Here is a 14,325-nt window from a genome sequence, read left to right on the forward strand (position 1 = left end):
TATGACGCCGCTGGAGCCGCCGATGTCGTCAGCCGTCCGTGTCCTGTGCCTGTCCCTGCCGGCTCTGCTGGTCACCGCCCCCACGGCGACCGCCGCCGAGGGCTGGTCCGTCGCGCCCTCCGGCGGCGGGCGGCCGTCCTTCTACGCCGAGGGCGAGCCCGGGACGGTCCTGCAGGACACGGTGTCCGTGACCAACGGCAGCGGTCGATCGGTCGGCGTACGGCTCCGGAGTACCGGCGTGCCGGTCACCTTCGCGGAGCGCGAGGTGCGGGTCCCCGCCCGCACCCGAGCGGACGTGCCCTTCTCGGTGACCGTCCCGGAGGGTGACCGCACCGCCGAGATCGTGGCGCGGGACACGGACGGCCGTACCCAGCGCCTGCGGTTCCATCTGCGGGCATCCGTCCCGGAGGTGGCCGCGCTGACCGTCGAGCGAGTGTCCGTCCGTGCCGACGGCATCACGTACGAGTTGGTCAACCGCGGTACGACGATCTTGACACCGCGGCTGTCCGTACACGCGGACGGGGTCTTCGGTCCCGTCCTGGACCGTACGCCCCGCACCCTCTCCGTCGACCTGCCGCCCGGCAGCCGTACGAACCTCACCGAGCCGTGGCCCGACCGGCCCGCCCTCGACGCGGTCGACGTGCGGCTGACGGTGACGGCGGCGGGCGGGGCGGGCGACACGGCTCAGGTGTCGGTGCGGTTCGTGCCGTGGGGCACGCTCACGGGGGCAGCGGCCGTGATCGGCGCCCTGTTCGTCGTACGGCATCGCGGGCGTCGTGCGCCGACCGTCGGCGAGCCGGCCGAACGACCTCACAAGCAAGTCGAGTTGACGGGAGCGGGGACGTGAACGGCAGGGTGCGGATGTCGGTGTCGCTGGCCGTGCTGCCCCTGCTGGCGCTGCTGTTGGCGCCCGCCCCCGCCATGGCCGCCGACCCACCCACCGCGAAGCTCTCCAAGTCCCAGGCCGGTACGGGCGGTTCGATCACCGTGACCGGCAGTGGCTGGCGGTCGCGCGCGCTGCTGATGATCCTGATCTGCGGCCAGTCCGTGCCGTCGACCGGCGTGACAGGTGGCACCAACTCCTGTGCCAACGCGGACGGCAGGGCCGTGACGACGGACGCCGACGGGCGCTTCAGCAGGAAGCTGCCGGTGGCCGAGCCGCCCGTGCCGTGCCCGTGCGTGGTGCACGTGGCGACGGTGACCGGGGCGAAGGCCGAGGCCGACGCCGTCTTCCAGGTGGCCGGGCACGCCGTCGAGCCGCTGCCCGCGGAGCCGGCGGGCGGGCGCCTGTCCGTCCTCACGGACACCCGGCTGGAGGGCTCCGGAGGCCTGCTGACGTGGTTCGGCGCACCGCCGGCGCGGACGCTCGTCTTCACCGTCGGCAATGTGGGCACCTCCGCCGTGAAGAACCCGGTGTTCCAAGTCGGCACCTCCCACGGCGTGTTCGCCCCGCAGTGGCAGGAACAGCAGTGGCGCGGCACGATCCAGCCGGGCAGGAAGGCGCGGATCGAGCTGCCGGTGGAACTCGCCGCCGGGGCGCACGGCGGCTACACCGTCTCCCTGAAGTACGGCGGCAAGGTGATGGTCGAACAGCCCTGGGGCGTGGGCCGGCCCTGGGGCGTGACGCTGTTCTGGATCCTGGCCGGCCTGGTCGTCCCGGCGGCGTTGTTCCGCGTCGGGATGGCGGCGGTGGACCGGGTACGGCCGCGGCAGACCGCACGCCGCCGCGGGCTCCGCCTGCCTGAAGTGGCCCTGCGCATCCCGGGGTTGAAGCCCCGCCAACAGGCGAGGCACGCCTCTCCCTCCCCCTCGACCCTGCCGTGGTTCACCCCGGACAACGACCCGGGCACGGCCGGTCTGCTCTCCGCACCGCACGACGACAGCCCGACGACCCCTGCCACCCCCACCAGGAAGGGACCCCCGTGAGCAAGTCAAGGAGAGTCACACCGGTACGCCCCCGGAGAGCGACCGCGGCGGGCGCCGCCCTGATGCTCGGCGGCGCGGGCGTGCTGCTCGGCGTGGCCGCCGCACCCGCACAGGCGGCCGAGGTGGCGTACGCGACCGAGTGCGTCCCGCCCGCCATCTCCGGGCTGCCGCCGGTCCAGGGCACGACGAAGGTGGAGATCACCGCGCCCGCGGAGGCGAAGGTCGGCGACGAGGTGGAGATCGTCTGGAAGTTCGTCCAGGCGGCGTCGAAGAACCCGAACATCCTCGACCTCGGGCAGGACACGGTCCAGCCGACGGGGACGCTGAAGGCGGCCGGCGCGCAGACGGCCGACATCGCCATGCAAGGGCCGCGGCAGAACCCGCCCATCCCCAAGAACAGCGACATGAAGCTGTCCGACATGAAGGGCAAGCTGAAGCTGACGGCGCCGGGGGAGGTGACCCTGACGCCGGACGCGTACAACATCAACGTCAACAAGCCGATCTCCACGGACACCAAGTGCACGCCGAAGGAGACGGTGAAGTCGGCGGCGACGATCAAGGTGACGGACGGGAGCGGGAGTTCGGGCGGTACGACGGGAGGGTTGCCGACGGTCGTCCCGACCCTGCCCACGGGTGTGCCGACCGACGTGCCGACAGGTCCCCCGACGGGGACGTCGAGCCCGACGAGTCCGTCGAATCCGACGCCGAGTGAGAGCGAGACGGGCGGGGACTCCGGCGGTTCGAGCACTGGCGGTGGCGACGGCGGTCAGACCGACTTCACGGGCAAGGAGGTCCAGGTCCCGTACGAGTGCAAGACGCCCATCGGGGACAAGGAGGCGACCTCGCCGGTCCAGATCAATGCCAAGAAGAGCGGCGGCAGCTTCGATCTGACGGTCCAGTTCAAGAAGTCGGTGATGGACAGCCCCGCCGACATCCCCAAGGACTCGGTCAAGCCGTCCATGGAGGTCGTCCTGGGCGGCGCGGACAAGGGCACGGTCCATGTCGAGGGCCCCACCAACTCCGAGGACATCAAGTCCGGTGAGCCGATCGAGATACCGGACCTGACGGGCACGTACAAGCCCGGCGCGAGCGGCGAGTCGACGCTCTCCCCGGGGGTCCTGACCATCGAGGCCCTCGGTACGACGACGACCTGTACACCGGCCAAGACCGAGGTGTCCCTGACCCTGGACACGACGGAGCAGGCGAGCGGGGCCTCCGGCGGTTCGGCGGGAGGTTCGGCGGGAGGTTCTGCCGGAGGCTCGTCGACCGACGGCGGCCTGGCGGCGACCGGCGCGGAGGACCACGGCTCGCTGAAGGCCCTGGGGCTGGTGGCGGGGACGGCACTGCTCCTCGGGGGAGCGGTGTTCACCTTCATGCCGGGGCGTCGTCTGCGTAAGCGCTCCGCTTGAAGTGCCGCGATGTCGTCGGTCGTCTGCGGCGCCGTCGTGGCTGGTCGCCGCCCGCGCGGCGGAAGCCGCATATCCAACGCAGCCCCGCGCCCCTTTGGGGCGCGGGCGGTGGCGCGGGGTCGACGACGCCCTCTCCTCACCTGCCGTGATCCAGCCGTAGATGCGTCCGCATCATGACGTTCGCGTCGGCCACCGCGCTGTGGTCGAACACGGTCCGGGCCGCCGCCCGTCGGGCCGCGAGTTTCCGGCAGGACTCGCAGCCCTCCACGGGGACGGGCGAGCGGCTCACGTCGAACGAGGGGTACGGCGGCGGCTCCGTCACGGCGCGCACCCCCGTCCGACGCTCCAGTGCTCCCGCAACTCCCGTTCGCAGGCACCGGCTTCGGCGGTCCGGCCCGCCTCTCTCGCCGCCTCCCGCTGGGCCAGTAAGGCCCCGCACACGTCACACGCGGGCGGCGGCGGGGGCGCCGCCACCCATGCCGTGCGCGCGGTCACGCGGACCACCGTGCGAGCGCCGATTCGAGCGTACGCAGCACGGCGGGCGTCGGCCGCGCCCAGCCGCCGGGCGGCGTCCAGGCGACGGTCGAGCGGTTCGGGCGCGTGCGGCGGGGGAGTCGGGGGAGAGTCGTGGACTGCATGGCTCACTCCTTGAGGTTCGCGTTCCGGGGAACGCCTGTGCTGCACGCAATCGCTGGATTACGCTGCGTGTTCAGGTGCCGGATACGAGCATGCCGTGTCGGGGAGGCGAAAAGGCTGCTGAGACGCGCTAGTTCCACGCTCGGCACTCCAAATTCCACAAATTCCACAGCCTGGCGGAGGGGGAGACAGGGTGCCGCAGCGACGGACGGTGACGAGCCGCAGCCATGAGCCGCGATTGAGGTACGCGGAGGAGGTGCGGCGGCTGCGCGAGGGGAGAGGGCTCACCCTGCGGGAGCTCGCCGATGAACTGGGCTGGGACTGGTCGACGCTGGGGAAGCTGGAGCGGGGCCAGACGCTGGGGAGCCCTGAGGTGGCTCAGGCGCTGGACGAGTTCTACGGGACGCCGGGGTTGTTGCTGGCGTTGTGGGAGCTGGCGGTGGGGGATCCGACGCAGTTCAAGGAGCAGTACCGGAGGTACATGCTGCTGGAGGCTGAGGCGGTGGGCCTGTGGCAGTTCTCCGTGAGTGTCCTGCCGGGTCTGCTTCAGACGGCGGGGTACGTGCAGGAGGTGCTCTCGACAGGCGGGATCAAGGGCGAGGAGCTCGCCAAACAGGTGGACGCACGGCTGGGCCGTCGCGCGCTGCTGATGGGTGAGGACGCGCCGCCGTTCCGCGCCATCCTGGCCGAGGCGACGCTGCGCACACCGCCGCGAGACGCCGGCGCTTGGCGGGAGCAGCTTGGGTATCTCGCGGAGGTGGCCGAGCGCCCGAACATCACGCTCCAGGTGCTACCGCACAGCTCCGGTCTGCACGGCTTGGTCGGGACTGACGTGATGTTCCTCAAGCTGCAGGACGGTCGAACCGTGGCCTACACCGAGACCGCGTATCACGGCGAACTTGTCCAGGAAAGTAGGGACGTTGACCGGCTGCAACGTGCGTACGATTCGATGCGTGACCTGGCGTTGTCCCCGGCCGAGTCGCTGAAGTTCATCTTGCAGATGCTGGAGGAAGCACAGTGCGATCCATCGACCTGACGGCCGTGACGTGGCGCAAGAGCAGCTACAGCAACCCCGACGGCGGCAACTGCGTCGAGGTCTCCGACGACTTCCTGGCCGGGGCCGCGTGGCGCAAGAGCAGCTACAGCAACCCCGACGGCGGCGCGTGCCTCGAAGTCGCCGACAACCTCCCCGCCCCCGTCGTCCCCGTCCGCGACTCCAAGAACCCCCACGGCCCCGCCCTGATCCTCCCGGCGACGGCCTGGGCCTCGTTCGTCACGGCCGTACGCCGCGACGAGCTGCCGCACTGACCTGACCCGCAAAAGGCCGGAGGCCGTCGCACTCACGTGAGTGCGACGGCCTCCGGCCGCTCAGCCCAGCCGCAGGCGCTACCGCACGTCGCCCATGAGCGACTTGACCTTCTTGCGGTACATCCACACCGCGACACCGGCGAGGACCGCGAGGACGGCCTCGATGGCGACGAAGCCGCGCTTGTCGAGGTTGACGCCGCCGACGGCCGGGTTGGACAGGAGCGCGGTGACGGAGTCGCCCGCGGTGACCGCGAGGAACCAGACGCCCATCATCTGGGAGGCGTACTTCGCCGGCGCCATCTTCGAGGTGACCGACAGACCCACCGGGGACAGCGTCAGCTCACCGAGCGTCTGGACGAAGTAGATCGCCACGATCCACATCGCCGCGGCCTTCTGGCCGTCCTCGGCGATCGACAGCGGGATGAGGAACACGAAGAAGGACGCACCGATCAGGAGGAGACCGGACGCGAACTTCACGGCCGTGCTCGGCTCCTTGCCGCGCCGGTTCAGCCACACCCACAGCCAGGCGAACAGCGGCGCGACGGCCATGATCAGGACCGGGTTGACCGACTGGTACCAGGAGACCGGGAACTCCCAGCCGAAGACCGTGTTGTCGGCCGAGGACTTGGCGAAGATCGACAGGGTCGTGGCGCCCTGGTCGTAGATCATCCAGAAGACGGCGGCCGCGACGAAGAAGTAGATGTACGCCGACATCTTCGACTGCTCGGTGGAGCTCAGGTCCTTGTCCCGCTTTATGCGGGCGATCACCCAGATCGGGACGATCAGGCCGATGACCGTGAGCGGGATCGTGGCCCAGTTCTCCGTGAAGTGACCGGAGGCGCCGACGATGCCGTAGAACACCACGGGGACGGCCAGCCACAGCAGGCCCTTGCGCAGGGTGCTGCGCTTCTCGTCGGCGTCCATCGGGGTCGGGACGATGTCGCTGCGGTCGCTCAGGTGGCGGGTGCCGAGCAGGAACTGGGCCAGGCCCAGCGCCATGCCGAGCGCGGCCAGGGCGAAGCCGAGGTGCCAGTTGACCTTCTCGCCGACGGTGCCGATGATCAGCGGCGCGGCGAAGGCGCCGGTGTTGATGCCGATGTAGAAGACGGTGAAGGCACCGTCGCGGCGCGGGTCGTTCGGGCCGTCGTAGAGATGGCCGACCATCGTGGAGATGTTGGCCTTCAGCAGACCCGAGCCGATCGCGACGAGGGCGAGGCCCACGTAGAAGATGCCGGCCGACGGCAGGGCCAGAGTCAGGTGGCCGAGCATGATGATCAGGCCGGCCAGGGCGACCGTCTTGCGAGGGCCGAGGATGCGGTCCGCGACCCAGCCGCCGGGGAGCGTGAGCAGGTACACCAGCGACACGTATACCGAGGCGATGGTGATGGCGGTCGCGCCGTCGAGGTTGAGGCCGTTGTCGGCCACCAGGTACAGCGGGAGCAGCGCCTTCATGCCGTAGTAGGAGAACCTCTCCCACATCTCGGTCATGAAGAGAGTGGCCAGTCCGCGGGGGTGGCCGAAGAAGGTCTTCTCGGAGCCGGGGGTGCCCGGGCGGGCCGAGTCCTTCGTCAGGCTGGACGCCATGGTCGATCCTTGCTGGTCGGGACGCGCACCGACGTTGACTGTCACGCGCCCGGTGGGGGGCGGCCGGCACCGGCGGGGCACAGTCGCCCACCCCCACGCCCACGGGGAGTTCCGCTCCGGGTCACGGAGCGAAGGACGGCGGCCACCGGGATCCACGCCCCCGTCCTTGGGGGCCCGGCCACAGGTCATTCCAGGCAGACACAAAAGAGACCCCCAGCGTCAAGTGCCGCCGAAGGTCCCCGCAGTGCTACGGGCGTTGATTCACCATACGTCAGGACACCGCCGGATATGGAAGGACTTGAGATACGTATCACAGGTGTCGAGGGAACCGTAGGCATGGTTTCCAAGGTCCTTACAGGATCGCACCTCTCGGGTGCTGGTCTGTACCGCAGCGGGGCGCAGGTAAGAGACACGCCAGAGGAGGGTAAGAATCAAGGCGCCCGATCACACCCCAGCTCTTGTCGTGGGCGGACTACCATCAGCTCATGACCCGTGTACTGCTCGCCGAGGACGACGCGTCCATTTCGGAGCCGCTGGCCCGCGCACTGCGCCGGGAAGGGTACGAAGTCGAGGTGCGGGAGGACGGCCCCACCGCGCTCGACGCTGGAATGCAGGGCGGGATCGACCTGGTCGTGCTGGACCTCGGTCTGCCCGGCATGGACGGCCTGGAGGTGGCCCGCCGGCTGCGTGCCGAGGCGCACGCCGTGCCGATCCTCATCCTGACCGCACGCGCCGACGAGGTGGACACCGTCGTCGGCCTCGACGCGGGCGCCGACGACTACGTCACCAAGCCGTTCCGGCTCGCCGAGCTGCTCGCGCGGGTCCGGGCCCTGCTGAGGCGCGGCGCCGCCGAGCCGCAGCAGCCGCCCGCCACGCACGGGGTGCGGATCGACGTCGAGTCGCACCGGGCGTGGATGGGCGACGAGGAACTCCAGCTCACGGCCAAGGAGTTCGACCTGCTGCGGGTGCTGGTGCGCGACGCGGGGCGGGTGGTGACCCGGGACCAGCTGATGCGGGAGGTCTGGGACACGACCTGGTGGTCGTCAACCAAGACGCTCGACATGCACATCTCGTGGCTGCGGAAGAAGCTCGGCGACGATGCGGCGAATCCGCGGTACATCGCCACGGTGCGGGGTGTGGGTTTCCGGTTCGAGAAGAGTTAGGCGGCGCCCTACCGCCCTGGGGCTACGGCGAGTGCGCGGCTGCGGACCGTCGTGGCTGGTCGCGCCCACGCGGCTGAGCCGCATGTCGATGCAGCCCCGCGCCCCTGTCGGGGCGCTCCGTACTGGTCGTTTTGAAGTTACCGCCCTAAGGATCGCCCTGTGCGTCGCCGTCTCATCCAGTCGACCCTCGCTGTCGTTCTCGTCGTGATCGCCGTGTTCGGTGTGTCCCTCGTCATCGTCGAGACGCGGACGATCACCAGCACCGCGCAGGAGCGGGTGGACACCGAGGCCGTGCGGCTGGTCAGCATCGTGGACAGCCGGCTGCTCGGGGACGAGACCGTGGACGCCGCGGTGCTGCGGGAGCAGATTCAGGGGGACCGTTACGCCGAGATCCGGATCCCGGGGAAGCCGGTGATCGAGGTGGGCCCCCGGCCCACCGGTGACGTCATCAGCGCCGAGGAGACGGGCGAGGAGGGCGAGACGGTCACCGTGCAGGAACCGCGTTCGTCGGTGACGCGCGAGGTCGGCCGTACGTTGCTGATCATCGCGGCGGTGGCGCTGCTGGCGGTGATCGCGGCGGTCCTGCTGGCGATCCGCCAGGCGAACCGTCTCGCCTCCCCGCTCACCGACCTGGCGGAGACGGCGGAACGCCTCGGCTCGGGCGACCCCCGCCCCCGTCACAAGCGGTACGGCGTCCATGAGCTGGACCGCGTGGCCGACGTGCTGGACTCCTCCGCCGAGCGCATCGCCCGCATGCTGACGGCGGAACGCCGCCTGGCCGCGGACGCCTCGCACCAGCTGCGCACGCCGCTCACGGCACTGTCCATGCGCCTGGAGGAGATCACCCTCACCGAGGATCTCGACACGGTGAAGGAGGAGGCGACGATCGCCCTGACGCAGGTCGAGCGCCTCACGGACGTGGTCGAACGCCTCCTGACCAACTCCCGCGACCCGCGCAACGGCTCCGCCGTCACCTTCGACCTCGACGAGGTCATCCAGCAGCAGCTGGCGGAGTGGCGCCCCGCGTACCGCAGCGCCGGGCGGGCGATCGTCAGCTCGGGCAAACGCCACCTCACGGCGGTCGGCACCCCGGGGGCGGTCGCCCAGGTCCTGGCGGCCCTGATCGAGAACTCCCTCATGCACGGCGGCGGCACGGTGGCGCTGCGCACCCGGGTCACCGGCAACCAGGCGGTCATCGAGGTCACGGACGAGGGCCCGGGCATCCCGGCGGACCTCGGCGCCCGCATCTTCGAGCGCGCGATCAGCGGCCGCAACTCCACAGGCATCGGCCTCGCGGTAGCCCGCGACCTCGCCGAAGCGGACGGCGGCCGCCTGGAAATGCTCCAGACGAACCCCCCGGTACTCGCCCTGTTCCTCTCCCGCACACCTCCACCGAAGAAGCAGCCGGGGGACGCGGGGCCGACGGTCAGGTAGCAGGGGGGCATTCCAGCCCGTCCGGCGTTTGAGGACGAGGCCCGTTCAGGGCCGAAGCGGGGTCTGGGGCGGCAGCCCCAGCGGGGTGGAAGGGGCGGAGCCCCTGGGGATGGGACGGGTAGGGGCGGCGGGGGCGAAAAACTCAGCCCACTCGCTGCCGCACGCGCGGCTTCGCGGCCCCCGGCCGAGGCCCCAGGAACGATTCCGCGCCGGCCACCGCCTGCTCCTGCTCCGCAGGAAGCGCCCGGAACACCCACGTCCGGTACGACCAGAACCGGAACAGCGTCGCGATACCGATGCCGAGGAACTTGAAGATGTTGCTCTGCAGCGGACTGTCCCAGCCGAACCCGTACGTCGCCGCGTACAGCACACCGTTCTCGATCACGAGACCGACCACGCTGAACAGCAGGAACAGCCCCAGTTCCTTCGTACGCCGACTCTTGTCACGGTCCCGGTACGTGAAGTAGCGGAACCCGACGTAGTTGAACACGATCGCGACGACGGTCGCGATGACACTGGCCCGCACCACCTGGAGGTCGGTCACATGCCGCACCAGGTTGAACACGAGGAGATTGACCAGCAGCCCCGCTCCACCCACCGCGCCGAACTTGGCGACCTCACGCATCAGCCGGTCAAAGCGTTGCCGCACCGCACTGCGAGGTACTGGAGGCGCCGCATGAAGCCCCGAGGAACCACGTCCCATGGTCGTGAAGGCTCCTGTCGGTCGGTTTGTCGGTCGGTATCGTCAACCCAGCCATGCTAACCACCCCCCTCCTCGATTGCCTGTGGGCGAACTCATAGGTCGGGAGACAGGTCGGGAAGAGACCTGGAAAAGACCGGTAAGAGGGTCGCCCTCACGCGGCCGATACCCTAGGGGCGTGACGTTCCCGGTAGTCGGCATGGTCGGCGGGGGCCAGCTCGCTCGTATGACACACGAGGCAGGCATCCCGCTGGGCATCAGGTTCAAGCTCCTCAGTGACACCCCTCAGGATTCCGCGGCGCAGGTCGTGAGCGATGTCGTCATCGGCGACTATCGCGATCTCGACACGCTGCGCGACTTCGCGAGGGGCTGCGATGTGATCACTTTCGATCACGAACACGTACCCACCGAGCACCTCAGGGCTCTGGAGGCGGACGGCATCCCCGTCCGCCCGGGCCCCGACGCACTCGTGCACGCCCAGGACAAGGGCGTGATGCGCGTGAAGCTCGACGCGATCGGTGTGCCGTGCCCACGGCACAGACTCGTGACCGACCCACAGGATGTGGCGGCCTTCGCGGCCGAAGGCCTCTCCGAGGGAGCCGAGGGCGACGGCTTCCCCGTCGTCCTGAAGACCGTCCGCGGCGGCTACGACGGCAAGGGCGTCTGGGTCGTCGACTCCGTCGAGGAGGCCGCCGAGCCGTTCCGCGCCGGCGTGCCCGTGCTCGCCGAGGAGAAGGTCGACTTCGTACGGGAGCTCGCGGCGAACGTCGTACGCTCCCCGCACGGCCAGGCCGTCGCCTACCCGGTGGTGGAGTCCCGGCAGGTCAACGGCGTCTGCGACACCGTCATCGCCCCCGCCCCCGACCTCGACCGGGCCCTCGCCCTCAAGGCCGAGGAGATGGCCCTCACCATCGCCAAGGAACTCGGCGTCGTCGGCCACCTCGCCGTCGAGCTGTTCCAGACCCGCGACGGCCGCATCCTCGTCAACGAGCTGGCGATGCGCCCGCACAACTCGGGCCACTGGACCCAGGACGGCGCGATCACCAGCCAGTTCGCCAACCACGTCCGCGCGGTCCTCGACCTCCCCCTCGGCGACCCGCGCCCGCGCGCCAAGTGGACCGTCATGGTCAACGTCCTCGGCGGCGACTACCCCGACATGTACTCCGCGTACCTGCACTGCATGGCCCGCGACCCCAAGCTCAAGATCCACATGTACGGCAAGGACGTGAAGCCCGGCCGCAAGGTCGGTCATGTCAACACCTACGGCGACGACCTCGACGACGTGCTGGAGCGCGCCCGTCACGCTGCCGGCTACCTGAGAGGCACGATCACCGAATGAGCCCTGTTGTTGGCATCGTCATGGGGTCGGACTCCGACTGGCCCGTCATGGAGGCGGCGGCCAAGGCCCTCGACGAGTTCGAGATCGAGTACGAGGTCGACGTCGTCTCCGCGCACCGGATGCCGCGCGAGATGGTCACCTACGGTGAGCAGGCGGCCGAGCGCGGCCTGAAGGCGATCATCGCCGGTGCCGGCGGGGCCGCTCACCTCCCCGGCATGCTCGCCTCGGTCACGCCCCTGCCGGTCATCGGCGTCCCGGTGCCGCTGAAGTACCTCGACGGCATGGACTCCCTGCTCTCGATCGTGCAGATGCCGGCCGGCGTGCCCGTGGCCACCGTCTCGGTCGCCGGCGCCCGCAACGCCGGTCTGCTCGCCGCCCGCATCCTCGCCACCCACGACGAGGACCTGCTGCAGAAGATGCGGGAGTTCCAGCAGGACCTGAACGACCAGGCCACCGAGAAGGGCAAGCGCCTGCGCGCCAAGGTAGAGGGCGCGAGCGGCTTCGGCTTCGGCTCGGGGAAGTGACGGCGATGACCCCCGCCTCGTCGGAGGCGGCCCGGGAACTCCTGCGCGAGTTCCCGGTCGTCGACGGCCACAACGACCTCCCGTGGGCCCTGCGCGCACAGGTCCGCTACGACCTCGACGCCCGCGACATCGCCGCCCACCAGGGCGCCCACCTGCACACCGACATCCCGCGCCTGCGCGCGGGCGGCGTGGGCGCGCAGTTCTGGTCGGTGTACGTCCGCTCGGACTACGCCGGTGACAAGGCGGTCAGCGCCACCCTCGAACAGATCGACTGCGTACGGCAGTTGCTGGCGCGTTACCCGGACGACCTGCGCTCCGCGCTGACGGCGGCGGACATGGAAGCCGTCCGCGCCGAGGGCCGTATCGCTTCCCTGATGGGTGCCGAGGGCGGTCACTCCATCGCCAACTCGCTTGCCACGTTGCGGGCGTTGTACGCGCTCGGTGTCCGCTACATGACCCTCACCCACAACGACAACATCGCGTGGGCCGACTCGGCGACGGACGAGCCCGGGGTGGGCGGTCTGTCGGCCTTCGGCCGCGAGGTCGTCCGGGAGATGAACCGCGAGGGCATGCTCGTGGACCTCTCGCACGTGGCGGCGACGACGATGCGCGACGCGCTGGACGCCACGTCGGCCCCCGTGATCTTCTCCCACTCCTCCTCCCGCGCGGTGTGCGACCACCCGCGCAACATCCCCGACGACGTCCTCGAACGCCTCCCCGGGAACGGCGGCGTCGCGATGGTGACGTTCGTACCGAAGTTCGTGCTCCAGGCGGCCGTGGACTGGACGGCCGCGGCCGACGAGAACATGCGCGCCCACGGGTTCCACCACCTCGACACGACCGCCGAGGCGATGAAGGTGCACCGCGCCTTCGAGGAGAGCAACCCGCGCCCGATCGCCACGGTGTCCACGGTCGCCGACCATCTGGACCACATGCGTGACGTGGCCGGGGTGGACCACATCGGCATCGGCGGCGACTACGACGGCACCGCCTTCACCCCTGACGGCCTGGGCGACGTCTCCGGCTACCCCAACCTCATCGCCGAACTCCTGGACCGCGGCTGGTCGAAGACCGACCTGGCCAAGCTCACCTGGCAGAACGCCGTACGGGTGCTGGGCGCGGCGGAGGACGTGGCGCGCGACCTTCAGGCGACGCGGGGGCCGTCCAACGCGACCATCGAGGCGCTGGACGGCTGATCGTCGAGGGCGGGGTAGTCGGTGTAACCGGTCGCCCCGCCCGTGTACATCAGGTACCGGTCCCGGACAGGGTTGAGCGGTGCGCCGAGGCGCAGGCGGGTGACCAGGTCCGGGTTGGCGAGGAACGGCCTGCCGAGGGCGACCAGATCGGCCCCGGCGGCCAGCATGCCGGCCGCGGCCCGGGTGACGCCCTCGGTGGTGAGGTCGGGCAGTACCGGGTTGCCGATCAGGACGCCCGGCCAGTCCGCGCGGATCCTCCGGTAGACCGCCGTGCCCGGGTCGGCGTGCACGAGGTGCAGGTAGGCCAGGTCCAGAGCCCGCAGCCGGGCCACCAGCGCCGGGTAGAGGACGTCGGTGTCGAACTCCTCGATGCCGTTGACGGTGTTTCCCGGGGAGATCCGCACCCCCACCCGGTCGGCGCCGATCGCATCGGCGACAGCCTCGGTCACCTCCGCCGTGAAGCGCCCCCGCCGCTCCGCCGGCCCGCCGTATCCGTCCGTCCTGCGGTTGGTGTTCCCGGCGAGGAACTGGTGCAGCAGATGCCCGTTGGCCGAGTGCACCTCGACTCCCTCGAAGCCCGCGTCGACGGCCCGGCGGGCGGCCGCGGCGAAGTCGGCGACGGTGGCCCGGATGTCGTCGACCGTCATCTCCCGGGGGACGACGGCCGGCAGGTGCCCGCGCGGCGTGAAGATCTTCTCCGGCAGCGGCACGGGGGAGGGCGCGACGGGCGTCAGGCCGGTGGTCTCCGGATGGCTGACCCGCCCGCCGTGCTGGAGCTGCAGGAACATCCGCCCGCCGCCCTCCCGCACGGCCTCGGTCACCCGCCGCCACCCGGCCAGGTGCCGGTCGGTGTGGATCGCGGTGATGTTCGGGTACGTCTGCCCGACCGCGTTCGGTGTCGAGGCCTCGCCGATGATCAGACCGGCCGTGGTGCGCTGGGTGTAGTGGGTGACCATGAGGTCGGTCGGGGTGCCGTCCGCCGCCGCGCGGTTGCGGGTGAGCGGTGCCATCACCAGGTGGTGGGGAAGTGAGAGCCGGCCGAGCCGGGCCGGTGCCAGGAGATCCGTCGTCTGCGTCATGCCCGTACGCTAAAACCTGACATCAGT

At 70.4% G+C, this 14,325-nt stretch carries 15 protein-coding genes; 10 read left to right on the plus strand and 5 right to left on the minus strand.

Annotated elements, in window-relative coordinates:
* Positions 1 to 22: 22 nt before the first annotated feature.
* From QQM39_RS27145 to QQM39_RS27155, 3 genes are all read left to right on the plus strand, one after another.
* Positions 23 to 847, plus strand: a complete 825-nt coding sequence (locus QQM39_RS27145) for a hypothetical protein (RefSeq protein ID WP_302000163.1) — start codon at positions 23 to 25, stop codon at positions 845 to 847.
* On the plus strand, positions 844 to 1,926 hold the full coding sequence (locus tag QQM39_RS27150) for a hypothetical protein (RefSeq protein ID WP_302000164.1): 1,083 nt from the start codon (positions 844 to 846) through the stop codon (positions 1,924 to 1,926). The genes QQM39_RS27145 and QQM39_RS27150 overlap by 4 nt, the downstream gene beginning before the upstream one ends.
* A 62-nt stretch (positions 1,927 to 1,988) precedes the next feature.
* On the plus strand, positions 1,989 to 3,335 hold the full coding sequence (locus QQM39_RS27155) for a hypothetical protein (RefSeq protein ID WP_302003739.1): 1,347 nt from the start codon (positions 1,989 to 1,991) through the stop codon (positions 3,333 to 3,335).
* A gap of 136 nt (positions 3,336 to 3,471) precedes the next feature.
* Here QQM39_RS27155 and QQM39_RS27160 read toward each other — a convergent pair whose 3' ends face one another.
* Both QQM39_RS27160 and QQM39_RS27165 read right to left on the minus strand, forming a co-directional pair.
* Complete coding sequence (locus QQM39_RS27160; protein ID WP_302000165.1) at positions 3,472 to 3,657, minus strand: hypothetical protein; 186 nt, start codon at positions 3,655 to 3,657, stop codon at positions 3,472 to 3,474.
* A gap of 169 nt (positions 3,658 to 3,826) precedes the next feature.
* Positions 3,827 to 3,973, minus strand: coding sequence for a hypothetical protein (locus tag QQM39_RS27165; RefSeq protein ID WP_302000166.1), 147 nt, complete (start codon positions 3,971 to 3,973; stop codon positions 3,827 to 3,829).
* Positions 3,974 to 4,164: 191 nt separating this feature from the next.
* On the opposite strand from QQM39_RS27165, the gene QQM39_RS27170 reads away from it, so the two are divergent.
* Together QQM39_RS27170 and QQM39_RS27175 are read left to right on the plus strand one after the other, a co-directional pair.
* Positions 4,165 to 5,007: a helix-turn-helix transcriptional regulator gene (locus QQM39_RS27170; RefSeq protein WP_302000167.1), complete on the plus strand. Its 843-nt coding sequence runs from the start codon at positions 4,165 to 4,167 to the stop codon at positions 5,005 to 5,007.
* Entirely contained in the window at positions 4,989 to 5,279 is a 291-nt protein-coding gene (locus QQM39_RS27175; protein ID WP_302000168.1) for a DUF397 domain-containing protein, read from the plus strand. The genes QQM39_RS27170 and QQM39_RS27175 overlap by 19 nt, the downstream gene beginning before the upstream one ends.
* 78 nt (positions 5,280 to 5,357) lie before the next feature.
* Here QQM39_RS27175 and QQM39_RS27180 read toward each other — a convergent pair whose 3' ends face one another.
* Entirely contained in the window at positions 5,358 to 6,863 is a 1,506-nt protein-coding gene (locus QQM39_RS27180; protein WP_302000169.1) for a peptide MFS transporter, read from the minus strand.
* 485 nt (positions 6,864 to 7,348) lie between these two features.
* On the opposite strand from QQM39_RS27180, the gene QQM39_RS27185 reads away from it, so the two are divergent.
* Positions 7,349 to 8,026 (plus strand): response regulator transcription factor, encoded by a 678-nt coding sequence (locus QQM39_RS27185; protein ID WP_302000170.1) that lies wholly within the window; start codon positions 7,349 to 7,351, stop codon positions 8,024 to 8,026.
* 159 nt (positions 8,027 to 8,185) lie between these two features.
* Positions 8,186 to 9,460 (plus strand): ATP-binding protein, encoded by a 1,275-nt coding sequence (locus QQM39_RS27190; protein ID WP_302000171.1) that lies wholly within the window; start codon positions 8,186 to 8,188, stop codon positions 9,458 to 9,460.
* A 142-nt stretch (positions 9,461 to 9,602) separates the two neighbouring features.
* Here the strand turns inward: QQM39_RS27190 and QQM39_RS27195 are convergent, their stop codons facing one another.
* Positions 9,603 to 10,163: a GtrA family protein gene (locus tag QQM39_RS27195; RefSeq protein WP_302000172.1), complete on the minus strand. Its 561-nt coding sequence runs from the start codon at positions 10,161 to 10,163 to the stop codon at positions 9,603 to 9,605.
* Positions 10,164 to 10,338: 175 nt separating this feature from the next.
* On the opposite strand from QQM39_RS27195, the gene QQM39_RS27200 reads away from it, so the two are divergent.
* The 3 genes from QQM39_RS27200 to QQM39_RS27210 are packed head-to-tail and all read left to right on the plus strand — an operon-like array spanning position 10,339 to position 13,219.
* Positions 10,339 to 11,499, plus strand: a complete 1,161-nt coding sequence (locus QQM39_RS27200) for a 5-(carboxyamino)imidazole ribonucleotide synthase (protein WP_302000173.1) — start codon at positions 10,339 to 10,341, stop codon at positions 11,497 to 11,499.
* Entirely contained in the window at positions 11,496 to 12,023 is a 528-nt protein-coding gene (gene purE / locus QQM39_RS27205; protein WP_302000174.1) for a 5-(carboxyamino)imidazole ribonucleotide mutase, read from the plus strand. Before QQM39_RS27200 ends, purE begins: the two co-directional genes overlap by 4 nt.
* 5 nt (positions 12,024 to 12,028) lie before the next feature.
* On the plus strand, positions 12,029 to 13,219 hold the full coding sequence (locus QQM39_RS27210) for a dipeptidase (protein ID WP_302000175.1): 1,191 nt from the start codon (positions 12,029 to 12,031) through the stop codon (positions 13,217 to 13,219).
* On the opposite strand, the gene QQM39_RS27215 is transcribed toward QQM39_RS27210, so the two are convergent.
* Entirely contained in the window at positions 13,168 to 14,298 is a 1,131-nt protein-coding gene (locus tag QQM39_RS27215) for an alkene reductase (RefSeq protein WP_302000176.1), read from the minus strand. The two genes, QQM39_RS27210 and QQM39_RS27215, sit on opposite strands and share 52 nt — an antisense overlap.
* Positions 14,299 to 14,325 lie beyond the last annotated feature (27 nt).

Origin of the sequence: Streptomyces sp. DT2A-34 (genome assembly GCF_030499515.1) — a bacterium.
Lineage (GTDB): Bacteria > Actinomycetota > Actinomycetes > Streptomycetales > Streptomycetaceae > Streptomyces.

Bases quoted from the DNA above. Each gene is read 5' to 3' on its own strand.
- QQM39_RS27145 (WP_302000163.1), top strand. From the start codon at position 23: ATGTCGTCAGCCGTCCGTGTCCTGTGCCTGTCCCTGCCGGCTCTGCTG.
- QQM39_RS27155 (WP_302003739.1), top strand. From the start codon at position 1,989: ATGCTCGGCGGCGCGGGCGTGCTGCTCGGCGTGGCCGCCGCACCCGCA.
- QQM39_RS27165 (WP_302000166.1), bottom strand. From the start codon at position 3,973: ATGCAGTCCACGACTCTCCCCCGACTCCCCCGCCGCACGCGCCCGAAC.
- QQM39_RS27180 (WP_302000169.1), bottom strand. From the start codon at position 6,863: ATGGCGTCCAGCCTGACGAAGGACTCGGCCCGCCCGGGCACCCCCGGC.
- QQM39_RS27185 (WP_302000170.1), top strand. From the start codon at position 7,349: ATGACCCGTGTACTGCTCGCCGAGGACGACGCGTCCATTTCGGAGCCG.
- QQM39_RS27195 (WP_302000172.1), bottom strand. From the start codon at position 10,163: ATGGGACGTGGTTCCTCGGGGCTTCATGCGGCGCCTCCAGTACCTCGC.
- purE (WP_302000174.1), top strand. From the start codon at position 11,496: ATGAGCCCTGTTGTTGGCATCGTCATGGGGTCGGACTCCGACTGGCCC.
- QQM39_RS27210 (WP_302000175.1), top strand. From the start codon at position 12,029: ATGACCCCCGCCTCGTCGGAGGCGGCCCGGGAACTCCTGCGCGAGTTC.
- QQM39_RS27215 (WP_302000176.1), bottom strand. From the start codon at position 14,298: ATGACGCAGACGACGGATCTCCTGGCACCGGCCCGGCTCGGCCGGCTC.